A 26,944-nucleotide genomic window follows, 5' to 3' on the forward strand; every position below is an offset into this window, starting at 1 on the left:
AAGCTCGTTGATCGCAACCCGGCCCTCCCGGGCGGCTACACGCAGCTGATGATCGTGTCGAGGGAGCAGAATTCCAGCGGCTTCGACGTGACGATGCCGATATCGGTAAGAAGGGACGCCAGCCGCTGCCGATAGGAACATCCGATCTGGAAGACGATGGTCTTCAGATCGGCGATACCGGCCAAATCTTGCATCGCACGAATTGCAGGTGAGGTGACGAGAACGAGCTCTTCGCGAAAAACCAGCTCGGGATCGAGATCGGGATGGCTGACAGGCCCCGCCACGAATGCCCCCTCGACCCTGCACGTGGCGCCTGGCGGCAGCTTCCTCATCACGGGGCTCCATCGAGGAGCCCGCGCTGCTTGCTGCCTGTCAGCAGATCATCTTCGGCGCACCGCTGGATCGGCCGGCATAGATTTCGTCGCAAGATTTTAATCGCGCGCGCGGTACCATGCCCACATGGCGCCCAAGTTTCGGGCGAGTTGAGGTTCATGAGGCATTTTCTGCTGTTGCTCGCCAGCCTATCCGTCGTCTGCCTGGGCTCACTTGCGCCACCGGCGCATGCGGAGGGATTCGTCCGCGCCGATCATCGCCAAATCGTCGATGGCAAGGGTCAACCGCTGCTTCTGCGCGGTCTCGGCCTTGGCGGCTGGATGGTGCAGGAAGGCTATATGATGGGCCTTTCCAATCTGAAGGCGCAGCACATCATTCGCGACCGCATTTTCAAGATCATCGGCCAAAAACGGACCGAGCAGTTCTACCAATCCTGGCGCGACAATGGCGTAACGGAAGCCGATATCGACGCAATGGCCGGATGGGGCTTCAACAGCGTGCGCCTGCCGATGCACTGGAAATTGTTCATCAAGGACAGACGCGGCAAGGATGGTTCAAGACATATCGTTTGGAACGAAGAAGGCTTTCGGCGTGTCGATGCGCTGATCGGCTGGCTGAAGGCCAACCACATGTATCTGATCCTCGATTTGCATGCGGCGCCCGGTGGCCAAGGGCATGATATCGCTATCTCGGACCGTGATCCCAACAAGCCATCGCTTTGGGACAGCAGCGAAAACCAGGCGACGATGATCGCCCTCTGGAGCGAAATCGCGCGTCGTTACAAGGACGAACCAACGATCGCGGGTTACGATCTGCTCAACGAACCGAATTGGAACTTTGAGGACAAGAGCAACAAGGGCGGCTGCCGCGAAACCGAGAACCGGCCACTGCGCGACATCTATCAGCGCACCATCCGCGCAATCCGCGCGATCGATAGCAACCACATGCTGATCATCGAAGGCAATTGCTGGGGCAACAATTATGCCGGCGTGCTGCCGATTGAGGATCGCAACACGGCGCTCAGCTTTCACAAATACTGGACGCCGACGACGCAGGAATCGATCGAACCGTTCCTGAAGCTGCGCGCGCAATACGACATGCCGCTGTGGAACGGCGAATCCGGCGAGAATAATAACGACTGGTACGCGCGCGCCGTGGCGCTGCAGGAGAAAAACGGCATCGGCTGGTCGTGGTGGCCCTTGAAGAAAATCGGCGCTGGCAACCCACTCGAAATCAAGACGAATGCAAACTACCGCCGACTGGCCGCCTATCTTCACGGCGAAGGCAAAAGACCTTCGGCCAAGCATGCCTTTGCGGGATTGATGCAGCTGGCAACCGACAGCCGTTTCGACCGGAATATCCAGCACCAAGGCGTGGTCGACGCATTGATGGGGGCTTCACGCAAAGGCGCACCCAATTAGGGCAGTCGCGCAAAAGTGTGCGGCGGTTTTGCGATAACGACATGCACAGGATCAAGAACGTGAAGTGCAAGAAGTGACCTTCAAAGGTCGCAATGCGCTTCAGAACCGCTTGATCAATTCGCGTAGCTGAATTCGTCCTAACCCACCGCGTGCCGGATGGTCTTCGACAGGCGCAAGAGAAACCGAGGCCTCGACGAGGCAACGAGCTTCCATGAGAGAATCGCTTTTGCCATGCGGCGGGGAAGAACGCCGATGGAAAGAAACCAGGCGGCCAGCATCGCACGGCGCCTTCTGGACGCATTCATTTTCAGGCTGGCGACCGCGCCGGCGGCGGCGAGAGAAAGCCGGGAATCGTCGGCAACGGGGTGTCGCTCGCTGTCGATGCAGAGCGATGCCAGGCGCTCCTCCAAATGTACCGGATCACGCAGGCCGGCATCCTGAGGTATTTTCAGGCCGATTTCCGTTGCCTGATCCGACAGGGCCTGCAGCCGGCGAAAATCATGCCGTATGCGCCAGCGCGCGCGCTGGCCGAGCCTTTCTGCAAAGACGGAATGATTGGCGCCATGAATGCGATAGGCGCCGAGGCAATCATCGATGGATGTCACCTCCCCATGCAGAGGCGCAACCGTCGCCAGATAGCCATCAGCTCCCTGGCGAAAATCCCGCTCCGGAACGGGCATCACCCTGTCGAGAACCGCGCGGTTGAATGCCAGGCCACTCGTAACGGTCGTCTGATAGCGCCCCTTTCGCAACAGCTCCGGAGTGACGTCGCCGGAATCGAAGGGTAGCTCCGCAGGTGGAAACACATCCTTCACCTGCATGTATTCATCGACGATATGCAGCCTGAACTGCACCTGAGCCGTCTTCTCTTTCCAGGCTTCGACAACCTCAGACACTGCATTCGGATAGAGATAATCATCCGCATCGAGAAACAGCACGATCTCGCCGCGACTGGATGCGAAGCCTGTGTTGAATGCTGCGGCATGTCCGCCATTCACTTCTCTGATGCATGTCTTAATTCGTGTGTCATAGGAGGCAATGACATCGGCTGTCGCATCCGTCGATGCATCATCGACGACGATGACTTCGGCATTGTCGTAGTCCTGCCCCAATGCGCTGTCGATGCTGCGCCTCAAAAAATGGGCGTAGTTGTAGTTTGCAATAATGATGGAAACGGGAATGCGGTCTTCGATGGAATACATCGCATTGAACCTCGCAGATCTGCTTTGGTCGCGGCGAACCTTCTCATCAGGTTCTGTGATTGAACCCGCTGCCGGCGGGATGGGGATGACGCACGAATGGCGCCGACGAATATATAAAGCGGCGGCTGTCCGGATCATGTCGATCCGTCCTTCATTCCCGAGCCTCTTCAGTTTTATGGCTTTTGAATGACCGTCACTCCCGCTTTGAATGCCGCGCGTTCCATCCGCTACGCTGTCGCTTCAATTTGCCTGGTAACATTGAGCGGCGGAAGAGCGCGACAAATGGGACAACAGGGCTTGCCGCGCATCCTCATAAGTCTTTTGCAATTCGCCATTTTCCCGCGCCGGGATCGACACCGACCCACCTGGGTCAAACCTCGCCAGGGATTCATCGATCATCTCTTCTGCGGACATTACCATCGCGGCAGGCAAATGTTCCCGGATGCGCCGTGACCGCCAGAATTTCGTGGCCGTCGCCGCAGGCAGAACGGCCTGAACGCGAATGTTCCTCTTGGCGAGTGCATGCCTGAGCGATTGGCCGAAAGCTCGACGTTGTCCACCTTGCCGATGGATCGCTATCCATTCCCTTTGAACAGGGACCGATGGGAGCGTTCGGCGATAGCGCAAGTCTCAACGCTTTGGAGACTTCCTGCTTGATCCCGGATCGAACAAGAAGTCTCAAAGCCAATCGATAACTGCAAGATTAAACCCGCTCGCAGCGGGCTTCATCATCTTACTCGGCGGCGCTTGCAGCCTTCGCCTTACGAGCGCGCTTCGGCTTTGCCGCTTCTGCGGCGACCGGTGCGGCAGCTACAGGAGCAGCTTTCGTTCGAGTGGCCTTCGGTGCGGACTTGGCTGCGGCAGGCTTGGCCACCGGCTTTGCCGCTGCAGGCTTGGCCTTTGCCTTGCCCTTCGAAGCAGCTGCCTTGCCACCAGTCTTTGCCGCATTCAGAAGTGCAACGCGACGCTGGCGGTTGTTCTCAAGTGCTTGCTGGAAGCCGACATCATTTTCCGCATGATAAGCAAGATCGTCGAGAAACTCCGAGACGTCCTTGACTGTTTCGACGACAACATAGCTCAGTCCATGACCGGCATTGATGGAATCACGACCGACCGTTACGCCAAAACCGCCGGGCACACGCTGGAACCAAGTGGAGCGCCACTTCTTGAAGCCGGTACCATCGCGCTCGTACTCCTCCAGATATGCCTTCTGTTCCGCTACTCGTGCACGAAACGTATCAACGACATTCCGTGCGCCAGCCTTCGGCTTATCAGCCTTCTTCGAAGACCATTTATCGAGAAAGTTTGCCATTAGTCTGCTCTCTTCAGGTTAGCGTTCCTTGCCAAGCCGCCATTGCTTATGAAGCTATGACGGGAGCTTCTCCACATGGATGCCCGCGCAAATGTAAAGGATAGATGTATAATGGCAACATCATCCGTTATTATTATCGGCAATTGGACCTCGCGACTGCATTATTTGTCGCTTTTTGAACCTCGGGAAGCGCGAATTTTGTGGCGCTCCCCTATTGTGAGAGCAGCCGCATCATCGATGGAGCGGCACGATCCAGCCATTCGAGATCAGGATTTGAGCTTCGGCACGTAAGTGCTGCAGCTGCATGCCCACTGGAAATACTCCGTGACGCTGCCAAAATCCGCGGGAATATCTACGGGTCAAGTGATACCGCCTTTGGTTTTTATCGCTGCTTTGTTGTCCGGCAAACTGATATTGGTTCGTCAAAACGGCACGCGAGAGCGGCGCATGCACTCTCGCTCCCCATCCATATTCATCCCGATCCCAGCCTATCATACTGCGGGCGTCTATTCTTGCTTGTACCTCCTCCGGCATCTGATCGGTGGGATCGAGGGCGAGCGTCGTAGCGCCATCGCGATTGAAGTTTTCACGGCCTTGTACCCACATCTTCGAGCAAGGTGCTCTTGCCTGGCCGGCGCGATCCGCGCCGGCCGAGGCAATGGATTATCAAGCCGCCCGCTTCAGCGCATCGCCGAGCACGGAGACGATCGTCTCGATCTCAGCGCGTTCGATGATGAGCGGCGGAGAGAGGGCGATGATATCGCCCGTGACACGGATCAGCAGGCCCTTCTGGAAGCAATCGACGAAGATGTCATAGGCGCGCGTGCCGGGAGCGCCATCGCGCGGCGCGAGCTCGATGGCGCCAACGAGGCCGAGATTGCGGATATCGACGACATGAGGCAGGCCCTTCAGCGAATGCAGCGCGTTCTGCCAGTCCTCGGCAAGCTCGCTTGCGCGTGTCAGCAGGCCTTCTTCCTTGTAGATTTCCATGGTGGCAAGACCGGCGGCACAAGCGACCGGATGCCCGGAATAAGTATAGCCGTGGAAGAGCTCGATCTGGTTTTCCGGGCCGGTCATGAGGCCATCGTAGACCTTGCGGCTGGCAAAGACCGCGCCCATCGGAATCGTGCCGTTGGTGATGCCTTTCGCCGTCGTGACGAGATCGGGAACGACACCGAAATACTCCGTGGCAAACGGCGTACCCAGACGGCCGAAGCCGGTGATCACTTCATCGAAAATCAGCAGAATGCCATGTTTGTCGGCGATTGCGCGCAACCGGTCCAGATAGCCCTTCGGGGGCAGGATGACGCCGGCAGAGCCGGACATCGGTTCGACGATGACGGCGGCAATCGTTTCAGCGCCATGCAGCGCGACCAGCCGCTCCAGATCTTCGGCAAGCTCGATGCCATGGGCCGGAAGCCCCTTGCTGAAGGCGTTGCGCTCGATGTCGAGCGTGTGGCGCATGTGATCGGCGGGGATCTGCGGGAAGACGCGGCGGTTGTTGACCAGACCGCCGACGGAAATGCCGCCGAAGCCGACACCGTGATAACCCTTTTCCCGGCCGATGATGCGGGTGCGCGTGCCCTGCCCGATCGCGCGCTGATAGGCGATGGCGATCTTGAGCGCGGTGTCGACGGATTCGGAACCCGAACCGGTGAAGAACACACGGTCGAGCCCGGCTTCCGGGCCGCCCGGCGCATGCGCGGCGAGCTTTGCGGCAAAATCGAAGGCGATCGGATGACCCATCTGGAAAGTCGGGGCAAAATCCATGGTGGAAAGCTGGCGTTCGACCGCCTGTGCGATTTTCTTGCGGCCATGGCCGGCATTGACGCACCAGAGGCCGGCCGTCCCATCAAGCACCTTGTTGCCGTCGACATCGGTGTAATACATGCCATCAGCGGCTGCGAGCAGCCGGGGTGCTGCCTTGAACTGCCGGTTCGCCGTGAACGGCATCCAGAAATTGTCGAGAACCGGGGTATTGGGATGGGTGATCTTATCCATTGTCGCCTCCATTGCACTGTTGCTGACATCAGCGATTTTCCTGTTCCGAACAAGTCCTTTTCTCTTCGGCTTTAAACTATTGATTTTGCTTCATCGGCATGAAATATTTTCGATATTTCGAACATCTGAAACCCGAGGCCATGATGTCCGTCGATATCGGCAATCGCCTGCGTCATCTGCGCCTGGCGCGCAACCTTTCCCAGCGCGAGCTTGCCAAGCGCGCCGGCGTGACCAATTCGACAATCTCCTTGATCGAATCCAATTCGGCCAATCCCTCGGTCGGCGCGCTGAAGCGCATTCTCGACGGCCTACCGATCGGGCTTGCCGAATTCTTCGCCTTCGAGCCGGAAACGCCGAAAAAGGCCTTCTATGCGGCCGAGGAATTGGTGGAAATCGGCAAAGGCCCGATTTCCTATCGCCAGATCGGCGAAAACCTCTTCGGCCGCAGCCTGCAGATCCTGAAGGAGTGCTACCAGCCGGGTGCCGATACCGGCAAGGTACCGCTGGTGCATGAAGGAGAGGAAGGCGGCATCATCCTATCCGGCCGCCTGGAAGTTACCGTTGACGACGAGCGGCGCATTCTGGGTCCGGGCGACGCCTATTACTTCGAAAGCCGCCGGCCGCATCGCTTCCGCTGTGTCGGTCCGGTTCCTTGCGAGGTCATCAGTGCCTGTACGCCTCCGAGTTTTTAGATGCGGGAGGCGTCGATTGACGGGACGATATGACGGCGGAAAAGGACCGGACCGCAAAAGGGGGTTCGCCCCTCGTAAACGGAACGCTTTCGCGGCCGGTCCCACATATCCCGCAGGCGATGCCCGCAGGAGGCGGCGCTTTTGCGCACCCAATGCGGCAATATATTGGCCGCCTGCCACGGACGGCTCCCAGCCAGCAAGGCGTGTACGATGATCGCAAGATCGATCCCCCGCTCGCCCATCCAGACCGCCCGTCTCCTGCTTCGTCCCACATCGGCGGCCGACGCCGGACGTGCGCTCGAAATCCAGAGCGATTGGAATGTGACGCGCATGCTGAGCAACGCCACCTATCCCCCAGACCTGCAAGATATCGAAAGCTGGTTTTCCAGCCACGGCCAAGAATGGGTCGACGGTACGGCCTACCGCTTTGCCATCGAGCAGACCGGAAGAATGATTGGTATCGTCGATGTCGACGGCATTGCCGGCGTCGAGGGCAGCCTGGGTTACTGGCTGGAGAGATCCGCCTGGGGCAAGGCCTATGCCTTCGAGGCAGCACAGGCGCTGATCGGGTTCGTCTTCCGCGAAGTCGGCCTGACGAGGCTCGAATCCGGCCATGCATCCGACAACCCCGCGTCGGGACGGGTGCTGACGAAACTTGGCTTCACACCGATCGACGCCAGAGAGCTTTTCTCGCGCTCGCGACGCGAAACCATCATTCAATGCCGCTATATGCTTGAAAAGGAAAGCTTGCATCCCGGACCTTGAAGCTGATTGCCCTGGGACCAACGAAGCCTTGCCTGCCGGCTTCCGAGACATGAGGGAAAGGATCAGGTGACTACGAAGAGTGTCCCTCGGCCGACGTTCCTTCAGGCGATTGTTTGGGCGGAACGTTGCTGTTCTGCTCGGCACGGTCGCGATGCAGCGCCGCGCGGGCAAGCAGCATGAAAGTGACCGGCGTCGTTACCGTTACGAAGACGCCGATCAGCAGCTCATGGATGACTAGCGACCGTGTCGAGATCGAAAAGAAGATCGTCGAGGCGGTCATGATCGCGCCGATGCCGCCGCTCGTTCCCAGTGTCGGCGCATGGACGCGCTCGTAGAACGTTCCAAGCTTCAGGAAGCCGATCGCGCCGACCAGGGTAAGGAAGGCACCGATGAGGAGCAGCCCGCCAACTGGGATTGCAGCCCATAGGGGCAAGTTTTCAAACGGCGGGCTCATTCGATCACCTCCCCGCGCATCAGGAATTTCGCAAGAGCAACGGTTGCGACAAAGCCGAGCACGCCGATGACGAGCGCTGCCTCGAAATAGACGACACGCCCGGTGCCGATGCCGAAGGTCAGAAGCAGCAGCATGGCGTTCACATAAAGTGTATCGAGCGCGATGATGCGATCCTGCGCGCGCGGGCCGCGGAACATGCGAATGGAAGCGATCGCCATCGCCGCCACGATCATCAGCTGCGCGGCCGCGACGGATATCTGGATGATCATTGCGCTCATGCGAATATCTCCATCAGCAGGTTTTCGTATCGATTGGCGACCACGTCGCGCCATTGCGCCTCATTTTCGAGATCGAGGACATGCAGCAGCACGGTATTGTCATTGGAATCATATTCGAGCCATGCGGAGCCCGGCGTGCTGGTCAGGATAACCGCCAGCAGCGCAAGCGAGATCTGATCGCGAACTCTAAGTTCCAGGACAACGAAACCCGGATTTGCCTTGCGCGAACGACCTCTCAAAATGATCCAGGTCACCTGCACATTCGATTTTGCGACGTCGAAGACAACGCGGAAAAACAGCTTGGGCAGCAGATACCACTTCCGCAACTGTGGCTTTTCGGGCCGCAACGAGGCCATGCCCCAGGAAGCGAAAATGGCAACGATGATGCCGAGAACAAGCTGGCCGAGCGTGAAACCGTTCAGCAATAGCCACATCAGGAGCAAGCTCAGCGCCAGCAGCGGATAAGGAAGCATTATAAACCTCCCGCTTTGCTGGCATCAACGGCAGCAGTTGCCGGCGCAACCACCGCGTTGCGAACAGCATCGACATAGACGCTGGGATCGCTGAGCGTGCGGATGGTCGCATCCATATACCGCATGACGGCGCCGGCCCAGATCGTCAAAGCCAGCGTCAAGGCAAGCAGGCCCATGACAGGGACTATCTCGATGACAAGCACGCGCGGAACCGTGCCCTCGAGCGAGCTCCAGAATGTGCGTATACCGGCGCGCGTCATCGCGATCAGGGCAGCAATGCCCGAGAGGATCACGAGCAGGATCAAGGCCCAGACGGCGGTGCTCGGCGGAATGCCGATCGCGCCGGTTCCCATCATGGCGGAGAGCATGGCGAACTTGGCGACGAAGCCGGAAAGCGGCGGCAGGCCGGCAAGCAGGATGCCGCAGGCGGCAAAGCAGATGCCGAGCATCGCCATGGTGCCGGGCATCGTCACGCCATCGCCTTCCGCCGGCTCCTTCTCTTCGGCATCGCCATAGGCCTCCATCGTGACGGCGAGAACGCTGGCACCCGCATCCTGGCCGCGCTCCACGAGCTCGATCAGCATGAAGAAGGCACTGATCGTCAGCGTCGAACTGACAAGGTACATCAAGGCGCCGGCCGATATCGATCCGTCATTGATGCCGATCACCATCAGAAGCGTGCCGGACGAGACCAGCACCGAAAAACCGGCCAGGCGGCCAAGCGCTTGCGATGCCAGCACGCCGACCGTTCCAAAGATCAGCGTTGCCATGCCGCCGTAAAGAAGCACGGTCGCGCCGAAGCCGGCGGACGGGCCACTACTGAACAAGAGCATGGTCAGCCGCAGGATGACATAGATGCCGAGCTTGCTCAGGATGGCGAATATGCCCGCAACCGGCGCCGACGCCGCGCTATAGGCCGTCGGTAGCCAGAAGCAGAGCGGCCACATGCCGGCCTTGATCAGAAATGCGATGCCGAGCACGCCGGCGCCCGCCTGCATCAGCATGCGGCGATCGGCCGACATTTCCGGGATGCGCACGGCAAGATCCGCCATGTTCAGCGTTCCCGCCGTGCCATAGATCAGGCTGACGCCGATGAGGAAGAGCAGCGCGGCCGCGAGGTTGACGGCAATGTAGTGCATGCCTGCCTTGACGCGGAGCGGGCCGGAGCCGTGCAGCAGCAGGCCATAGGACGCCGCCAGCATGATCTCGAAGAAGACGAAGAGGTTGAAGAGATCGCCGGTCAGGAAGGCGCCATTGACGCCCATCAGCAGCAGCTGGAACATAGTGTGAAAATGCGCGCCGACCGCGTGCCAGCGTGCCAGCGAAAATATCAGCGCGGCAACGGCGACGATGGATGTCAGCAGCAGCATGAGTGCCGACAACCCGTCGAGTACGAGCACAATGCCGAAGGGCGCGCTCCAGTTTCCGAGCAAATAGGCACGCTCCTGGCCTGACGATCCGCCTTCCGCGCGGAAGAGCGCAAGCGCGATGCCCACCAGCAAGAGGGTGGCGGCCAGGCTGATGAGCGCCTTCAGCATACGCGAGCGCTCGTCGATGAACACAAGCAGCGCGCCCGCAATAAGCGGAACGAGGATCGGCGCGATGATGAGGTGATGCGACCAGCCCGTCATTTCCGATCGCTCCTTCCATCGACATGGTCCGTGCCGGTCAAGCCACGCGAGGCAAGCAGAACAACGAGGAACAGGGCGGTAGTCGCAAAACCGATGACGATCGCCGTCAATACCAGCGCTTGCGGCACCGGGTCCGCCAGCGCATGCGAAGCCGTGCCGTCACCGAGCAGCGGCGGCACGTTCGTCTTCACGCCGCCGACACCGAAGATGAAGAGGTTGACCGCGTAGGACAGCAGCGACAGCCCAATGATGACCTGATAGGTGCGCGGACGCAGGATCAGCCACACGCCGCAGGCCGTCATCACACCGATCGCAATGGACAAGATGAGTTCCATCAATCCCCCTTTGCCTTGTCGGCATCGAGCGCGCGCAGGCGATTGATGCGCAGCGACTGGTGCGCAAGAGCCACAAGGATCAGGACCGTGGACCCGACGACCAGCAGGAAGACGCCGAGATCGAAGAGAAGCGCGCTTGCCGCCGGCACCTTGCCGATCAGCGGCATGTCCAGATACTGGAAATGCGATGTGAGGAAGGGATAGCCGAAGAACCAGGCGCCGATGCCGGTCGCCGTCGCGACCAGAAGCCCCGCTCCCATCCATCGCAGCGGCAGAATGCGGATGCGATCCTCCGCCCAGCGCGTGCCGCCGGCGAGATACTGCAGCAGGAAGCCGATCGAGAGCGTCAAGCCGGCCGAGAAGCCGCCGCCCGGAGCATCATGCCCGCGCATGAAGATATAGACCGATAGCGCGATCACGAAGGGGAACATCCACTGCATGATCACGGAAGGCACGAGCAGATAGTCGCGCACGGTATCGCCGGCCGAACGCTCCGGCCGTTCTTCGTCGAAACGGTTCTGGATCTGCTGCTGCTCCGGCATCTCCATGCTATCGGGCGCCGGGCGGAAACGGCGCAGCAAGGCGTAGACGGTCAAGGCGACGACACCGAGAACGGCAATTTCGCCCAAAGTATCGAAACCACGGAAATCGACCAGGATCACGTTGACGACGTTGCGGCCGCCGCCCTTCGAATAGGCATTTTCGAGGAAATAATTCGCAATGGCATCCGGCACCGGCATGGTCATGACGGCGTAGGAGACGAACATCATGCCGACACCACAGACCATGGCCAGCGCAAGGTCGCGGAAGCGACGGAAACGGGCTCGCAGATCGACGGTATCGTCGATCCCTTCCGTCCGCTTCGGCAGCCAGCGTAAGCCCAGCAGGATGAGAACAGTCGTGACGATTTCGACGAGAAGCTGGGTGATGGCAAGATCCGGCGCGGAAAGCCAGACGAAAGTCATGCAGACGATCAGTCCAACGCCGCCCAGCATCACGAGCGCCGCGAGCCGGTGATATTTCGCAAAGAAGGCGGTGCCGATCGCAAGGCAGATACCGATCGCCCAAATGGACGCAAAGACCGGGTCAGCGCCCGAAAAGGCAAAATGCCTCGCCTCGAAACCCGACAAATAGAGCGGCAGCAAACCGGCCGCAAAGCCTGTTGCCACCACCCAGCGAAGCTGCGGCTGCAGTTTGCGCGTGCCGATCCGCTTTTCGGCTGTTCGCGCCCAGTGCCAGGAAACCTCCACCAGCACGCGCTCGAAGATGCGCCGCCCCTTCAGGCGGCGGAAGATGGGCGGCCCGTCGTCGCATCGCGACAGATAACCCTTGAAAGCAAAGTAGAAGACCGTTCCGCCGACCAATGCGATGATGCTCATGATGAGCGGCAGATTGAAACCGTGCCAAAGCGAGAGGCTGTATTGCGGCGTATCGGCATTCAAAACGCTGACGACAGCTGCCTGCAGGAAAGGCGCGACCGAAAGGGTCGGAACGATGCCGACGACGAGGCAAACGACGACCAGCAGCTCGATCGGGAAGCGCATCGAGCGCGGCGGCTCATGCGGCTTGGCGATCGGCAGGTCGGTCGGCGCCGGCCCGAAGAAGACGGTCTGAATGAAGCGCAACGAATAGGCGACGCTGAAGGCGCTTGCAAGCGTCGCCACATAGGGAAGCATGCGGTCGAGAATGGAGTCGGCATGGGTCTCGATGGCTTCGGCGAAGAACATTTCCTTGGACAGGAAGCCGTTGAGCAGCGGCACGCCGGCCATGGCGGCGCTCGCGACGATCGCGAGCGATCCGGTGAACGGCAGATAGCGGAACAAGCCGCTGAGCCGGCGCATATCGCGCGTGCCGGTCTCGTGATCGATGATGCCGGCGGCCATGAACAGCGACGCCTTGAACGTGGCATGGTTCAGCATGTGGAAGATGGCGGCGACCGTCGCAAGCGGGCTGCCGAGGCTGAGCAAGGTGGTGATGAGGCCGAGATGGCTGATCGTCGAATAGGCGAGCAACCCTTTCAGGTCCTGCTGGAACATCGCGAAATAGGCGCCCAGCAGCAGCGTGGTGATGCCGGCGGCCCCGACGATATAGAACCACTCGTTGGTGCCGGCGAGAACCGGCCAGAAGCGCGCCAGCAGGAAGACGCCTGCCTTCACCAGCGTGGCGGAATGCAGATAGGCAGAGACCGGCGTCGGCGCCGCCATCGCATTCGGAAGCCAGAAATGGAAGGGGAACTGCGCGCTCTTCGTCAGTGCTCCCAGCAGGATAAGTATCAGCGCAGGCAGATAGAGCGGATGATTGCGGATGATATCCCCCGATGCCAGGATCTTATCCAGATCGTAGCTGCCGACGATATGGCCGATCAGGATCAGCCCGATCAGCAGGCAGAAGCCGCCGATGCCGGTGATGGTCAGCGCCATGCGCGCGCCGTCGCGGGCGGCGGCGCTATTGTGCCAATAGCTGATCAGCAGGAAGGAAAAGATGCTTGTCAGCTCCCAGAATATCGAGAGCAGAATGACATTGCCCGAAAGCACGATGCCGAGCATCGCCCCCATGAAGGCGAGCAGGAAGGAGAAGAAACGGGGAACCGGATCCTCTTCCGACATGTAGTAGCGGGCATAGACGATGACGAGAAAGCCGATAGCGGTGATGACGACCGAAAAGAGCCAGGCGAAACCATCCAGTCTGAGGCTGAAATCAAGCCCCAGCTGCGGCAGCCACTCGATGCTGTACCGGACCACACCGCCATCTCTAATGGCGGGATAGAAGCTCGCGGAAATCAGCAGCGCCAGAAATGTGACCGCGCCGGCGATCGAGGCCGGACCGCGCCGCGACTGCGTGCGCAACAGGCAGACGGAAAGAAGACTACCGATAAACGGCAGGACCAAAAGTGCTAGAATGAAAACTGGCCCGCTGGCTATCCCAAAACGTCGTTCCTTCGCGTGGCCGGATAACGTCAGACTGCTACGGCAGCAAAACCCCTGGAAATCCGGCGGATTATGTCCTATATGATAGATATTGCCCAATATGGGCAGCTTTGAACCCTGCGTCAAGGTTAAGATGGCGATGATTTTGACACCAGCGCTTTGCCGGGCGGCTCGCGGCTTTCTCGATTGGACGCAGATGGACCTTGCCGACCGCTCTGGCGTATCGCGCAGCACGATCCGCGACTATGAAGGCAATCGCCACAGCCTGCATCGGGCGACGGAAGCGCAGCTGCGATTGGCGCTGGAAACGGGAGGCATCGCCTTCTTCCGGATCGAAGGGCACGAGATCGGCATCTGCAGCAAGGCTCTTGCCGCGGAGGCACCCGCGCAGACGCATACCGAAAACTGTGAGATCCTGTCCCCCTCCGGCGAACGGGCCCAGGCGACCACTCCGAAAACAGGACAATAGCGCCGCCACAGGCGCCTAAAACCGGCACACGTCAGACCGCAAGACTACGCTTTGAGCCGGAAAATCCGTTCGGCTGCGTCGGATAGCATCGTGCCGGGCAGCGAACCCGTTTCCGCTGATCAGAAGGTGAGCGACCAGGTTCTCAAATCAGCCACATGCCCGCGATCACCGCATCCGCGCCGTATCCCATACGACGGGAGAAGCCGACGTCCACCGCCACCGAAGCTTCAACGGGCGGATAGACGACGATAGCCTGCCTTTTGGAGAGCTCAGCCTTCGGTCTCAATGCAATAACGGAAGGGTGTACCAATCCTTGTCAATCGGCAGCGGTGCGTGTCAGGGAGCAATCTTCAGCGCCTGTGTGGGGTCAGATTGCGCTCCGCAACCCAATCAGAACGTTGCGACAGCTCCCAGTACTGGCGACACCGCCTAAGTTGGCGCGGCGTCTTGCCCGCCGGCGGCTCTTTGAATTAGGCGGGCAACCACTTCAGTGCGGTTCTGTGCCTGCAACTTACGCATTATGTGTTGCAAATGCATCTTCACCGTATGCCCGGACAAATTGAGTTTTCCTGCAATGACCTTATTTGAGCAGCCGCATTGCAGCTCCGCGAGAACATCCGCCTCCCGGGGAGTGAAATCGGCAATCGCCAGATACTGCGTTCTATCATCCAAGCTTTTTTCGGCCTCATTTCTGGCCGGAGCATGCTCGTTTGAGCCGTTGGTAACCGTTCCCAATAGCTGCGGGCAGAATGTGCCTCCCGCCAGAACGAGACGAAGACCGGCAAGGGCAATGTCAATGGGAAGCGACGTCGAAAAAAAGCCGCGAATGCCCATCTTGAGCGCCTGACAAGCTATGTTGACGTCATCCGTACCTAAGAGCAACGTGATAGGCGCCTCAGGAAAACGCGCAGCAATTGCCGCGAGATCATCACGCAGGCTTGCGCTCTCAACACCTCTGCCGGCCAGATCTAGTGCAATCAAACGCACCTCGGCTCCAAGAGCTCTATCGAGACTCTCGGTCGAGATCATATCGATAAAATTCCACCCGGCGAGTTCATGCTCAAGAAGCTTCACAACGGTCGTCCGCGCCAGTGTAGAATGCTGAATAACGACAATAGTTGGTACATTGCGCCGCATCTGGCGCTTAGCTTTAACACTGTTGGACAACTGCTCGCTCCCCGGAATATTTGCAGACCAACAGTAATACATATTATTCCTGTTCTCGTTTCAGGTCACGACAGAAAAAAGGGGTACTCTCGATATCAATAGTCTTATCTCTCATGATAATTCTCATGATCTACAAGACCCTAGCGAGAGACAACCCATGCCTGAAAAATACGTTGAAAAGCCTGATTATGAGGACATGCAGAATCGACTTATCGCTGTAGGTATTACATGTTTTCGCGGAATTCGCGTACTGTAAGCAAGTCAACAAAGCTTGCAAACATACTGAAAAGACAATCGATCTGTCGCAGATGCATACGAGGAGGGTCGTTGGATATAACAAGCTCGCGATCAAATTGGGTTTGATGCCATATCTCAACTCAAAGCGGAGAAAATCGACGACAATGCGGATGAGATCATGGTCGAGTGTTCGGTATCGCAGTGAAAGGCGTTCCGCGCCATAGGCTCAAGAGGCGAAAGCCCGAGCGGAGGAAGCGATCCAGCATATGGCTTGAAAAATGGCACGAGGAGCGGTTTCGTGCGGTTGAGCCTCGGCAATACGCAAGTGGAGGCTATCTGCTAGATATGCATGAAGCTCAGAATGTCATCCACTAGAGCCGAGTGGGCGTCGGTGAGGTTGCCGCCTCCGCCGTGGCCGCCGATACCGGCCAGCTGAAGCGCATGCTGATCATAGAGAACATGATCGATCTGTTGGGCGTCCGCGGTCCCACCGGCGGGAACGGCAATGTTGATGGGGTGGAAATAGGCGAAATTGACGTCTACCATGCTGCCGGTTGCCGATCCGATCCCGCCACCGCCGCCCTCATGATTGCCGGTAAAGATAGTCCCTGACGACATGTTGAAGCCACCGCCGTCGCCGCCCATGCCTGCAATCTGCATGGTGCCCTGATCGAAAATTGCATTGTTTGTCTGATGGGCCTCCGCCGAGCCGCCTGCGGCGCCCACGGCGATGTTGATCGGTGAGAAGATGGCCACGCTCACGTCGACCATGCTGCCGACGAAAAAACCGCCACCGCCGTGACCCGCATAATTGTCGCCGGTAAATGTAACTGCAGTTCCCGGGCTCATCGACGCATCATGGCTCGCGACGTTATGATCTCCGCCCGAGCCGCCGACGCCGCCAATCTGGGTTGCGCCCTGCAGGAATAGTGCGTTGTTCGATTGCTCAGAATGCGCCAAGCCGCCAGGGCCTGCCGCCACGGCGGTATTCACGGGGGCAAACAGCGCGACTTCCGAGCTTACGAGTCCGCCGTAGAAGAGACCAGTCCCCCCCGTGCCGGCATGATTGGCATCACCGCCGCCGATGGCAGCATTGCCGCTTCCGCCATTCCCGCCGATCCCAGCCATTTCGGTCGGATGCTGATTGATGAGCGCATCGTTGCCCTGGAAGGCGTCGGCACCTGAATGAGGGCCTGCAATAGCGGCATTGGAGGGCATGAAGACGGCCAATGCGTTGCTGTCAATCACACCTTCGCTTATCCCGTCGCCACCGCTGCCAGCCGAATTGTAGCTCGGACCAGAAGCAACATCCAATGGGAGCCAAGTCGGCACCAATGCCAGATGCCCCGCAGCCGAATTGGAAACGGGGGTCTGATCGGTGCCGGCTTTCGGCAAGTCTTCCAATAAGGTACGAATTTCCGTCATTACCGTCTCCAATCCGCGATCAACCGCCCGTCCCACCGGGCGTGCGGCGTATGCAGCCAGAAGTGTTCGGTCATTGTGCATCTGAACGCACGAAAAACGGAGCCCGCAATTCGTCTACATCCTGTCGGCTAGTTCTGTAGCCATTTGGCTATCATCGCTGCAGCGTCCCCGTTGTGCGAGTTTGAGGTCACTAAATCCACCTCTGGATGAGAGATCCGACATCGTGCATCCCCTCCTCGCGACGGAACATGATAGTTTTTCGGCCTCCGAACAGGATCTCCTCCGCCAATCGCGGCCTGATCAGAACCCCGGAATTCAGCCGGTTCGCTTGGGGCCGTTGCTTCGAAAAATGGCGCCGCTTCGACGGGGCCGCAGACATAATCATGCCGATGTCATCCGCCGACAAACCATTAGGTACCAAGCCAAAACAACGCTCCGTCGCCTCCAACTATACGTCCGAAGGAACGTCGCCGAATAGCTAGATAGCTCGAAGATCAAATCGCGGGTAATATTTACCTGCGGTTGTATTGGCTAGCGAGGAGATGCTGGATACTCACACCGTAAATAGAACTCGGACGAAACGAAGTAGAAGGAGGGACATCAATGCCTATTCCACAAATATCAGACACGATTCATCTCAATAACCCGGATGCGGGCGACGCCAATGCCGGTAACGGTGGCGATGGCTACAGCCATGGGAACATTGACTACAACCCGGTTGCCTATGTTGCCAATGTGCAAACGGTCGACGGGGCATCTACCGATCTGCACAACGGCGATCACGTTTGGCAGACGGCGGATTGGACTGCCGGCGGTGGCGGAAGTGGTGGCTTTACTCAAGCGCAGAACGGCTTCCTGGCATCTATCTCGAACAGCGGCGCCGGCGGCGCGGGGGGAGATTCTCACTCCGACGGCAGTCAAGGAAGCTCGAGCGGCGGCGACGTGGCTGCAGTGAGTGCGGCCACGACCGGGACACAATATACGCAGCTTCTGGCTGATCAGCATGCCACCATTCTCGCAGGCGTCGGCGGTAACGGCGGTAACGGAAACATGGCCCGGGGCGGCGATATCTCGTCAGCATTGGTTCACACGGATCCCGAAACGACAACGGTGAACAATGCGCTCGATCATTTCGTAAACGACTTCGGTCATATCGATCTCAGCCATCTTGGCTCATGAAACTCCGATCCTGAAGGTCGCCGGCTTCGGCTGGCGACCCTCATAGGTTGCGAGACCAGCCAACAACCTCTTCTTGTCAGTATCAAGTGCAGCGAGATCTGATAATGGCAACGCTTTCTGCAAAGCTATCGCGCCCACAGACACAGCTCGTTGTTGCGCTCCGGGCCTGTGCCGGAGCCTTCGGGTTGGTTTTCCTCTATAGCTGCGGCTACAATCTCTTTCTTCTGGCGCCTTCCATCTATCTCCTGCAGATCTATGACAGAGTCCTGTCGAGCCGAAGTGCTGACACGCTGCTGATGCTGACGATGATCATCGCCATCGCGGTGGTGGTCGGGTCCACGCTGGATATCGTGCGCAGGGCAGCTCTTTCGCGCATCGGCAGCTGGCTGGATCACAGGCTACGGCCCATGGTGCTCACCGCGTCATTCGAATATGCCGCTCGCGCCGATCCGGGAGCCGCTACGGAGTGCTACAGGGACCTCGCCATATTACGCCAGTTTCTCGATTCACCGGCCAGCTCCCTTTTTTTTGACGTTCCTTGGGCGCCGGTCTTCCTTCTCTTGCTCTTTCTTGTTCATCCGCTGCTCGGGACCATCGGTCTTCTGAGCGCAGTTGCACTTCTGCTGTTCGCGTTCCTGACGGAGCTTGCGACGCAAGAGCCGCTTGCCCGCGCCAATATCGCCCTTTCGCGGAGCTATCTGCGATTTGCGAGCGCCCTCAAAAACATCGAGGTGATCCGGGCCATGGGCATGCAGTATGGCGCAGCGCTGGTCGTCTATCGCGATGCGGAAATGGCAAGAAGGGCGCAGGACGTCGCGATGCATCGCACGGAGATCATTCTCGGTTTCTCCAAAGCAATCCGCACGCTCGCGCAGATCCTCATGATGGGATCCGCTACATGGCTGGTGCTCGCGAGCAGCAGCAGTCCCGGCATCATCTTCGTTGCGAGCTTGCTGCTCGGGCGCGGGCTCGCACCAATCGAGGGCGCAATAGGCGCATGGCGCTCCTTTACATTTGCGCGGAATGCCTTCAATCGCTTGAACAGAATGCTGATCGCGGTCGCATCGGAACCCGATGCCCGAACGGTGCCGCAACCGGAACCCAATGGCCTCATTCTCGATAACGTCAGCTATATTCAGCCATTCGCCAACAGGAAGATATTGACTGATATCACGTTGCGTCTCGCGCCAGGCGATTGCGTAGCGCTCATCGGCCCGTCGGGATCTGGAAAATCGACGCTCGGTCGCGTCATAGCCGGCGTTGTGCAAGCAACGAGCGGATGTGCTCTTCTTGGCGGGGTAGATATCTCAGCTCTGCGCCTTTGCGGGGGGACCCGCCACGTCGGATACCTGCCGCAGGACATCGAACTCTTCGGCGGCGCGATCAAGGATGTGATAGGCCGGCTGGACGGAGGAGATCCCGTCAAAGCGATCGACGCCGCAAAGCTGGTTGGATTGCACGAAGCGATCATGCGGCTGCCCCAGGGCTACGAGACCGATATCGGCGAAGGCGGAAACCTGCTCCTTCGAGCTCAGCGCCAACAGCTCGGGCTGGCACGGGCGGCCTATGGAAATCCGTCTCTTATCGTTCTCGACGATCCGAACTCGAGCCTGGATTATGATGGCGAACGCATGCTGTTCAAGGCGATTGAGCGCATGAAATCCAGGGGGATGACCGTCGTTATCATAACGCACCGGATGGGTATCCTGCCGGTCACCAACAAGATTGCCATTATGCGTAACGGGACGGTGGCTGCCTTTGGCGACAGCGAGCGGATTTATGAAACCTATCTTCAACCGCCATCTCGAACGGGAACGTAGGGAGGGACGCCACCATGACCCTTGTTCACCTGGACGCAATGCTGACGAGACTTTCGAACTCGTCAAGGACTGGCCGGCGGTTCGCTCAACGATCGACAGCGACAGGAAAGCAACAGGCCTATTCGCCAGTGACCGACGCGAAACATTGCGGACCCGCCCCCCCTTCGCCCATGCCGAGGCTCAGAGGCGTTGTTTGGACAGGGAACCTGTTGATCGGTGTCTTTATTGTCGGATTGGGAATCTGGTCGGTTCTGGCGCCGCTGAAGAGCGCTGCGATTGCACCGGGCGTTGTCGAACCAGAGTCCAGCCGTAAGACCATTCAGCATCTGGAAGGCGGAATTGTGCGGCGGATACTCGTCAAAAACGGCGATGCCGTCACGGCCGGGCAAATCATCATAGAACTCGACGACACGAAGTCCCGCTCGGAGCGCGACAGTATTCAAGGGCAACTTTGGGACGCAGAAGCAAGCCGCGCCCGCCTGCTTGTGGAGCAGACGGGCGGCGACCATGTCGACTATCCGCAAGGCCTCAGGGCGGCAACGGACAGAGATCCTGCGGTCAGCGCAATTCTGACTGGGCAACAGAAAATCTTCGAAGCGCGGCGCCAGGTCATGCAGGCGGAAGTCGGGATCACCAATGAAAAAATCGCGCAGGTACGGCAGGAAATCGTCGGACTTGGCGCGCAGAAGGCAGCACTGACCGACAGAGGCACAATTTCGCGGGAAGAACTGGATCAGGTTACGCTCCTCAACGCCAAAGGACTGGAAAGAAAGAGCAGACTTCTCAACCTCCAGCGGGAAAAAGCAGACCTGGATGGCCAGCAAGGTCAAGTAGAGGCGCAGATCTCTCGCGCCTACCAGGTGATCAGCGAGTCGCAGGCCGATCTCGCAAAGCTTGAGAGCGATCGGCTGAGCGAAGTCGCACAAGGCATGCGCGATACGGAAAGCCAGATCATGCAACTACGCGAGCGCTTGCGGGCGATCGACGACCAACTTTCAAGGACCGATATCCGTGCTCCCGACGATGGAATAATCATGAACCTGCGCATCCACACAGCCGGTGGCGTGATCGGCGCGGGCGAACCGCTCGTCGATCTTCTCCCACGTGCCGATCGCCTTGTCGTGTCTGCCCACGTCAGACCGGAAGACATCAATCTCGTCCATGCGGGGCTTGAGGCACAGGTTCACCTCCTTCCATACAATCAGCGACGTGTTCCACTCCTGAAAGGTCGGGTCGAGTATGTGTCGGCGGACCGTCTCACCGATACGCAGAGTGGTCAGCCGTACTTTGCCGCAACAATCCGTGTAACGGACGAGCGGTTGGCGAAAATGAGCGATGTCGAACTGGTCGCCGGCATGCCCGCACAGGCACTGATCGAAACGGGCAAAAGCAGCGTGGCGTTCTATGCTGTCAGACCACTTCTCGACAGCTTCAACAGAGCATTTCGTGAGGAATGAAGCGGTGATGGGCAAGAGAAGATTCGATGACGACCAGATCACGGGCATTCTGAAGGAGCACCAAGCTGGAGTGAAGGTGGCAGATGTTTGCCATAAGCATGGCATCAGCGAGCCGACCTTCTATCGGTGGCAATCCATGCAGTTCGGAAACGCCGGTCTCGATGTCAAAAGGGTGAGAGCGCTGGAGGAAGAGAACCTGAAGCTCAAGAAGCTTTTGGCTGAAGCCATGCTCTCGGCGGCAACGCTGAGCGAGATGCTGGCAAAGACACCGAAAGGGTGAAACCGGCCTGGCTCAGAGGCTCGAAAGCAGAGCGCACCGACCCGGGCAGCAGAATGTCCATGCAACATCAATGCTAGGAGAAGCAGCGATCTTCTCTTCGTTTAGTAAATCGCCATCGCGATCCGCCCGCACGTTACCTTCCGCATAGTGAGTCCGAAATCGTCCATCGCTAAAGTATATCCGTGAACCGGATTTTCTGGCCGTCAAGGTAGCCATGCTCGTAGGCTTTGGCCAGTTCGCTGTTTTCGGGATAGGGGTTCTTTTTGTTTTCCGCCTCATCCTTTGCAGCCTTGGCTCCGCGTTCATACGCCTCTTTCTCGCTCTCCGAAGGGGCAAGAGGGGGTAACTGATGGGGATAATATTGTATGGGGTTCGGCAGACCAAGCTCAGGTGCCGGGACAGATGTTGTCGTTGGCTTTTGCGGGCACATAGTGAATTCCTCCTAATAGCGAAACGTCATTTGCGATGGACGGTTCCCTGAGGCCTCAGAACAGTCGCACTATGATTTTGCGCGATAGCCTACTGGCGAAACCGCCGTGCCAGGTCCGACGCCATGTCCAACACCGGCGCTATGAAACTTTTTGATTTTTAAGCCGTTGTCGTGTTTATGACCGACGCTAAATCCAAACCGAAATCGGTCGACGGCACCAAATTACATGGTGCCAAGAGGTCGCGCCAGCGCAAGGCATCGACTATCGAGGTCGAGCCGCCACCAGATGTCATTGAACCCGATCCAGCGTTGACACCTGAAGAGGCAGAGCAGGTGCGCAAGAGGTATTTGCTGAGGCGCTTCTGGATCAGCGCGCGAGGTTATTGGGGCCGCGGCGGTGATGGGCTCGCTTGGCCGTGCTCAATCGGCCTATTGATCTTGATCTGCACCAATGTCTGCTTCCAGTATGGGATCAACATTTGGAATCGCGCAATTTTTGATGCCATAGAGCAACGCAATGCCCACATCGTATATTTTCTGAGCGCTATATTCCTGCCCCTCGCCCTCGGAACCGTTGCTCTTGTCGTTTTACAAGTCTCGCTGCGGATGGCAATTCAGCGCCGCTGGCGTTCCTGGCTTACCACTGCGGTCATCGCGCGCTGGCTGGCAAACGGCCGCTACTATCAGCTGAACCTCATCGGTGGCGATCATAAGAATCCGGAAGCGCGCATCGCGGAAGATTTACGGATTGCCACGGAGGCGCCGGTCGATTTCATCGCCGGTGTCATTTCCGCCTTTCTCTCGGCCTCGACCTTCATCGTGGTGCTCTGGACGATCGGCGGAGCCCTAACCCTGGCAATCGCAGGTTTAACCGTGACTATTCCCGGCTTCCTCGTCATCACCGCGGTGCTTTACGCCGCGATTACCTCCAGCTCGATGGCGGTCATCGGCCGCCATTTCGTCCATGTCTCCGAAATCAAAAATCAGGTGGAAGCCGAATTTCGCTACACGCTGACGCATGTGCGGGAAAACGGCGAGAGTATCGCATTGCTCGGCGGCGAAGAGGAGGAGCGTAACGATCTCGACAAGACGTTCGGCAACGTGCTCCGGCAATGGGCGCTCCTGGCGCACCAACACATGCGCACGACGCTTGTATCGCAGGGGTCTAGCCTGTTTGCGCCAGTCGTGCCGATTTTGCTTTGCGCGCCTAAATTTCTCGAAGGCAGCATGACGCTCGGACAGGTGATGCAGGCAGCTTCCGCCTTTGCAATCGTCCAGAGCGCATTCGGATGGCTGGTCGACAACTACCCCCGGCTCGCTGATTGGAACGCCTGTGCACGGCGCGCTGCTTCGCTGATGATGTCGCTTGACGGGCTCGAGCGCGCGGAAAAGAGCGACACGCTGGGCCGCATCAAGCACGGTGAAACTGAAGGCGATGCAATGCTCAGCCTAAACGATCTTTCCGTGTCACTGGATGACGGCACCGCCGTGGTCAAGGAAACCCAGGTCGTGATCGAACCCGGCGAGCGGGTGCTCGTGGCCGGAGAATCCGGCACAGGAAAAAGCACGCTGGTGCGGGCCATTGCAGGTCTTTGGCCGTGGGGTGGCGGCAGTGTCAACTTCCATGCCGACAGACGATTGTTCATGTTGCCGCAACGGCCTTACATTCCTTCCGGGACGCTTCGCCGGGCCGTTGCCTATCCCCGCGCCGCCGACGGCTGGACGCTGGATGAGATCAAGGCGGCCCTTGATAAGGTGGCACTCGATTATCTGAACGACAAGATCGAGGAGGACGCCCCATGGGACCAGACTTTATCGGGCGGTGAAAAGCAGCGGCTCGCATTTGCGCGTCTCCTGCTGCACGATCCCGATATCATTGTGCTGGATGAAGCAACGTCAGCGCTCGATGAGAAGAGCCAGGACAAGATGATGGAGATGGTGATCCATGAAATGCCGAAGATCACCATCATAAGCGTAGCGCATCGCGCCGAGCTGGAAGCCTTCCATAGCCGCAAGATCACCCTGGAGCGGCGCGCAGATGGCGCAAAGCTTGTCAGCGACATTGATCTCGTCCAGCGCGGAAGAAAACGGAACCTGCTTTTGCACCTCTTGAAAGATAGTCGTTCTCTACCGAAACACAGCATGAGTCAGAATAAGGCAACGCAGCGTCAGAAAAGAAATTGAATTAGCTCGGCCGCCAAACGGGTCCTCCATCCGACGCAGCGGGGCAAATTTCCCCGTGCATCCAGTCGTCCCAATGATTTACTCTTGGTTTCTCCGGATCCGTCTTGCTCCGGCCAGCGGAGCAAGACCATTGTCAATAAGTGTCTGCAGCCTACCTGCGGGTCAGGCTACCTCGTCCGATAGCCGTTCAAAGATCGGTTTCAGCCGAGGGTGGCGTCCCGCCGGTGGATGCTGGATTTCGACAAGGCGCCCTGATTTCTTCTGGCGCTTCAGCCATTCGCGCAGGGTTTCGGCACTCGTATGGTCGAGGTAATGCAGACGAGCACCCGCAATCCTGATCTTACGCCCCTCGGGAAGCGTTTCCAGCATATTGAGCAGTGTGGGAACGTCCCGGCATGTCGCCACGCCGACGAGGTCGAGGTGAATGGTTTCCTCATCCTCCAACCTGCCGATCGCAAGTTTGCGACGGAGATATGGAAAGATCTCCAGTATGGACAGCGCAAGGCCAAGCGCCACACCGGCGAGCAGGTCCTGAAGCACCACCATTGCCACCGTCGCAGTCCAGATCCCCACGGGGACCCAGCCGTGATGCTCGAAGAGATGGCGAACATGATGAAGGCTGATCAGCCGCCATCCCGTCACGAGCAGGACAGCGGCAAGCGCCGTCAGTGGCACCATCGCAAGCAGCTGCGGCAGAAACGCCACGAGCCCCAGGATCCAAACTCCGTGCAGAACGGCCGACGCCCGCGTATGTGCGCCTGCTTGAATGTTGGCGGACGATCTGACGATGACACCCGTAATCGGCAAGGCACCGAGCAGACCGCAAAGTCCGTTGCCGATGCCCTGTGCAAACAGTTCCTTGTTGAAACGGGTTCGCACGCCATCATGCATGCGATCGACGGCGGCGGATGACAGCAGCGTTTCGGCGCTGGCGATGACCGCGATGACCAGCGTCGTCATGATGATGCCAGGCTCTACCATCCTGGCAAAGCCATCAAGCGTCGGCAATGAGATGCTTTCGGCCAGAGAGGACGGAACCTCCACCCTGGCGATCGGCAATTGCATTGCGACGGTTAGCAGGGTGCCAGCCGCAACCCCCACCAGGGCACCGGGCACCAGCATCAGCGATTTCGGCCTGAACTTTTCCCAAGCAATCATGGCAAGCAACGAGATCAACCCTATGAGGAGAGCAACCGCTTCACGCGTCGGTCCTGCACCCCATACGCGGCTGAAGGTCTGCTCCATCGCCGCGACGTTTTCGATGCCGCCGGCAGCTGGTCTTGCTCCCATCAAAACATGGATCTGACCAAGAATAATGAGGATGCCGATCCCGGCGAGCATGCCATGAACGACGGCGGGCGAGATTGCCCGGAACCACGAACCAATCCGCAGGAATCCGGCAAGCATCTGTAGAAGTCCTGCGACAATCAGGACCGGGCCGAGCATGGCGACCCCATATTGTTCGACAAAGCCGAATACAATCACGGCCAGGCCGGCGGCCGGACCTGACACCTGAAGCGGAGATCCGGCTAAAAAGCCGACGACGATGCCGCCGACAATGCCTGAAATGAGGCCCATGGCCACCGGAACTCCTGAAGCCACCGCAATCCCAAGGCACAAGGGTATGGCGACCAGAAAGACGACGAGCGACGATGCGAAATCGCGCGAAAGAGCAGGGCTGGAAATCATCGGCCTACTCCGCGGCTTGCGGGATCACATGCGGACGGCCACGACCCGTGACCGCGACAGGCAAGGGCCTGTCCTCAAGGATTTCCGTGAAGCGAGCGGCCGCACCGTCATAGACGAGCACCTCCCCCGTTTCGATATCGAAGAACCAGCCATGCAGGGCGATGTCGTTGGTCGCCAGCTTGGCCGCGACGGAAGGATGCGTGCGCAAGTGGTCGAGCTGGACAACAACGTTTTCCATCGCGACGGCTCTGACCTTTTGGCGCTCGGACAGGTCGACGGGATAGGCCTCGCAAACAATCGAATGGGCGGCGTGACTATGCTTCAGCCAGGCAGCGACATTCGGCATGGGTTTCAGAAGATCAGGATGGCAAAGCCCTTTCATGGCGCCGCAATCGGAATGGCCGCAGACAATGATATCGCGAACGCCGAGGGCTACGACCGCATATTCGATCGCCGACGATACACCGCCATTTGCCGTGGAAAATGGAGGAACGATATTTCCGGCATTGCGGCAGACGAACAGTTCACCGGGACCGGACTGCGTAATCGTTTCAGGCATCACACGGCTGTCGGCGCAGGAAATCATCAGCGCCTGCGGCTGCTGTCCCTCCTCCGCAAGCTTGCGATAAAGTGCCTGATGGTCGGGAAAGACGGCCCCACGAAAACTGGAGATACCCTTTAGCAAATCACCCATTGTCGAGTCCTTGTGATGGGCCGGACGGCAGGCAGGGGGCGTACCCATGCCCGGCGGGTTGGAATGCGCGATCATTTCGCACTTGCGAG

24 protein-coding genes and 1 pseudogene are annotated in these 26,944 nt (G+C 58.8%); 10 read left to right on the top strand and 15 right to left on the bottom strand.

Annotated elements, in window-relative coordinates; all coding sequences use genetic code 11:
- Window positions 1–35 precede the first annotated feature (35 nt).
- Window positions 36–332 (bottom strand): LysR substrate-binding domain-containing protein, encoded by a 297-nt coding sequence (locus HGP12_RS19150; protein WP_246703476.1) that lies wholly within the window; start codon window positions 330–332, stop codon window positions 36–38.
- Between the two features lie 159 nt (window positions 333–491).
- On the opposite strand from HGP12_RS19150, the gene HGP12_RS19155 reads away from it, so the two are divergent.
- Window positions 492–1,754 (top strand): glycoside hydrolase family 5 protein, encoded by a 1,263-nt coding sequence (locus tag HGP12_RS19155; RefSeq protein WP_168840381.1) that lies wholly within the window; start codon window positions 492–494, stop codon window positions 1,752–1,754.
- Between the two features lie 137 nt (window positions 1,755–1,891).
- On the opposite strand, the gene HGP12_RS19160 is transcribed toward HGP12_RS19155, so the two are convergent.
- Window positions 1,892–2,956 carry a glycosyltransferase gene (locus tag HGP12_RS19160; RefSeq protein WP_168879608.1) on the bottom strand — a complete coding sequence of 355 codons (1,065 nt, stop codon included), beginning with the start codon at window positions 2,954–2,956 and terminating at the stop codon, window positions 1,892–1,894.
- Here HGP12_RS19160 and HGP12_RS19165 point away from each other — a divergent pair.
- Entirely contained in the window at window positions 2,946–3,146 is a 201-nt protein-coding gene (locus HGP12_RS19165; RefSeq protein ID WP_168840383.1) for a hypothetical protein, read from the top strand. The genes HGP12_RS19160 and HGP12_RS19165 overlap by 11 nt on opposite strands.
- Before the next feature lie 543 nt (window positions 3,147–3,689).
- Here the strand turns inward: HGP12_RS19165 and HGP12_RS19170 are convergent.
- Window positions 3,690–4,268, bottom strand: coding sequence for a hypothetical protein (locus HGP12_RS19170; RefSeq protein ID WP_168840384.1), 579 nt, complete (start codon window positions 4,266–4,268; stop codon window positions 3,690–3,692).
- 666 nt (window positions 4,269–4,934) lie between these two features.
- Window positions 4,935–6,269 carry an aspartate aminotransferase family protein gene (locus HGP12_RS19175; protein WP_168840385.1) on the bottom strand — a complete coding sequence of 445 codons (1,335 nt, stop codon included), beginning with the start codon at window positions 6,267–6,269 and terminating at the stop codon, window positions 4,935–4,937.
- Window positions 6,270–6,412: 143 nt separating this feature from the next.
- Here HGP12_RS19175 and HGP12_RS19180 point away from each other — a divergent pair, with 143 nt between their 5' ends.
- The gene (locus HGP12_RS19180; RefSeq protein WP_168840441.1) at window positions 6,413–6,961 is read left to right on the top strand and encodes a cupin domain-containing protein; all 549 of its coding nucleotides are present in this window, start codon (window positions 6,413–6,415) and stop codon (window positions 6,959–6,961) included.
- Between the two features lie 210 nt (window positions 6,962–7,171).
- The gene (locus tag HGP12_RS19185; protein WP_168840386.1) at window positions 7,172–7,726 is read left to right on the top strand and encodes a GNAT family N-acetyltransferase; all 555 of its coding nucleotides are present in this window, start codon (window positions 7,172–7,174) and stop codon (window positions 7,724–7,726) included.
- A 70-nt stretch (window positions 7,727–7,796) separates the two neighbouring features.
- On the opposite strand, the gene mnhG is transcribed toward HGP12_RS19185, so the two are convergent.
- The 6 genes from mnhG to HGP12_RS19215 are packed head-to-tail and all read right to left on the bottom strand — an operon-like array spanning window position 7,797 to window position 13,797.
- Window positions 7,797–8,180, bottom strand: a complete 384-nt coding sequence (gene mnhG / locus HGP12_RS19190; protein ID WP_168840387.1) for a monovalent cation/H(+) antiporter subunit G — start codon at window positions 8,178–8,180, stop codon at window positions 7,797–7,799.
- A complete protein-coding gene (locus HGP12_RS19195) occupies window positions 8,177–8,458 on the bottom strand; it encodes a K+/H+ antiporter subunit F (RefSeq protein WP_168840388.1) in 282 nt (93 codons plus the stop codon). The genes mnhG and HGP12_RS19195 overlap by 4 nt, the downstream gene beginning before the upstream one ends.
- Window positions 8,455–8,931 (bottom strand): Na+/H+ antiporter subunit E, encoded by a 477-nt coding sequence (locus tag HGP12_RS19200; protein WP_168840389.1) that lies wholly within the window; start codon window positions 8,929–8,931, stop codon window positions 8,455–8,457. The genes HGP12_RS19195 and HGP12_RS19200 overlap by 4 nt, the downstream gene beginning before the upstream one ends.
- Entirely contained in the window at window positions 8,931–10,562 is a 1,632-nt protein-coding gene (locus tag HGP12_RS19205; protein ID WP_168840390.1) for a monovalent cation/H+ antiporter subunit D, read from the bottom strand. Before HGP12_RS19205 ends, HGP12_RS19200 begins: the two co-directional genes overlap by 1 nt.
- Entirely contained in the window at window positions 10,559–10,897 is a 339-nt protein-coding gene (locus tag HGP12_RS19210; protein WP_168840391.1) for a Na+/H+ antiporter subunit C, read from the bottom strand. The genes HGP12_RS19205 and HGP12_RS19210 overlap by 4 nt, the downstream gene beginning before the upstream one ends.
- The gene (locus HGP12_RS19215) at window positions 10,897–13,797 is read right to left on the bottom strand and encodes a monovalent cation/H+ antiporter subunit A (protein ID WP_409526835.1); all 2,901 of its coding nucleotides are present in this window, start codon (window positions 13,795–13,797) and stop codon (window positions 10,897–10,899) included. The genes HGP12_RS19210 and HGP12_RS19215 overlap by 1 nt, the downstream gene beginning before the upstream one ends.
- 99 nt (window positions 13,798–13,896) lie before the next feature.
- Between HGP12_RS19215 and HGP12_RS19220 the strand changes: the two are divergent.
- A pseudogene (locus tag HGP12_RS19220) lies at window positions 13,897–14,182 on the top strand (helix-turn-helix transcriptional regulator); the annotation flags it as partial.
- A 540-nt stretch (window positions 14,183–14,722) separates the two neighbouring features.
- On the opposite strand, the gene HGP12_RS19225 reads toward HGP12_RS19220, so the two are convergent.
- Both HGP12_RS19225 and HGP12_RS19230 read right to left on the bottom strand, forming a co-directional pair.
- On the bottom strand, window positions 14,723–15,430 hold the full coding sequence (locus HGP12_RS19225) for a LuxR C-terminal-related transcriptional regulator (RefSeq protein ID WP_409526836.1): 708 nt from the start codon (window positions 15,428–15,430) through the stop codon (window positions 14,723–14,725).
- A 606-nt stretch (window positions 15,431–16,036) separates the two neighbouring features.
- The gene (locus tag HGP12_RS19230) at window positions 16,037–17,122 is read right to left on the bottom strand and encodes a hypothetical protein (RefSeq protein ID WP_168840394.1); all 1,086 of its coding nucleotides are present in this window, start codon (window positions 17,120–17,122) and stop codon (window positions 16,037–16,039) included.
- Window positions 17,123–17,725: 603 nt separating this feature from the next.
- Here HGP12_RS19230 and HGP12_RS19235 point away from each other — a divergent pair.
- From HGP12_RS19235 to HGP12_RS19250, 4 genes are all read left to right on the top strand, one after another.
- Complete coding sequence (locus tag HGP12_RS19235) at window positions 17,726–18,301, top strand: PE-PGRS family protein (RefSeq protein ID WP_168840395.1); 576 nt, start codon at window positions 17,726–17,728, stop codon at window positions 18,299–18,301.
- A gap of 104 nt (window positions 18,302–18,405) precedes the next feature.
- Entirely contained in the window at window positions 18,406–20,121 is a 1,716-nt protein-coding gene (locus HGP12_RS19240) for a type I secretion system permease/ATPase (protein ID WP_168840396.1), read from the top strand.
- A gap of 14 nt (window positions 20,122–20,135) precedes the next feature.
- On the top strand, window positions 20,136–21,578 hold the full coding sequence (locus HGP12_RS19245) for an HlyD family type I secretion periplasmic adaptor subunit (RefSeq protein ID WP_168840397.1): 1,443 nt from the start codon (window positions 20,136–20,138) through the stop codon (window positions 21,576–21,578).
- Between the two features lie 7 nt (window positions 21,579–21,585).
- On the top strand, window positions 21,586–21,858 hold the full coding sequence (locus HGP12_RS19250; RefSeq protein WP_168840398.1) for a transposase: 273 nt from the start codon (window positions 21,586–21,588) through the stop codon (window positions 21,856–21,858).
- Between the two features lie 169 nt (window positions 21,859–22,027).
- On the opposite strand, the gene HGP12_RS19255 is transcribed toward HGP12_RS19250, so the two are convergent.
- Window positions 22,028–22,288 carry a hypothetical protein gene (locus HGP12_RS19255; protein ID WP_168840399.1) on the bottom strand — a complete coding sequence of 87 codons (261 nt, stop codon included), beginning with the start codon at window positions 22,286–22,288 and terminating at the stop codon, window positions 22,028–22,030.
- Window positions 22,289–22,465: 177 nt separating this feature from the next.
- On the opposite strand from HGP12_RS19255, the gene HGP12_RS19260 reads away from it, so the two are divergent.
- Entirely contained in the window at window positions 22,466–24,472 is a 2,007-nt protein-coding gene (locus tag HGP12_RS19260) for an ABC transporter ATP-binding protein/permease (protein ID WP_168840443.1), read from the top strand.
- Between the two features lie 162 nt (window positions 24,473–24,634).
- On the opposite strand, the gene HGP12_RS19265 is transcribed toward HGP12_RS19260, so the two are convergent.
- Together HGP12_RS19265 and HGP12_RS19270 are read right to left on the bottom strand one after the other, a co-directional pair.
- The gene (locus tag HGP12_RS19265; RefSeq protein ID WP_168840400.1) at window positions 24,635–26,161 is read right to left on the bottom strand and encodes a SulP family inorganic anion transporter; all 1,527 of its coding nucleotides are present in this window, start codon (window positions 26,159–26,161) and stop codon (window positions 24,635–24,637) included.
- A gap of 4 nt (window positions 26,162–26,165) precedes the next feature.
- A complete protein-coding gene (locus tag HGP12_RS19270) occupies window positions 26,166–26,855 on the bottom strand; it encodes a carbonic anhydrase (RefSeq protein WP_168840401.1) in 690 nt (229 codons plus the stop codon).
- Window positions 26,856–26,944 lie beyond the last annotated feature (89 nt).

It is taken from the genome of Rhizobium sp. P28RR-XV (assembly GCF_012641385.1).
Taxonomy (GTDB): Bacteria; Pseudomonadota; Alphaproteobacteria; order Rhizobiales; family Rhizobiaceae; genus Rhizobium.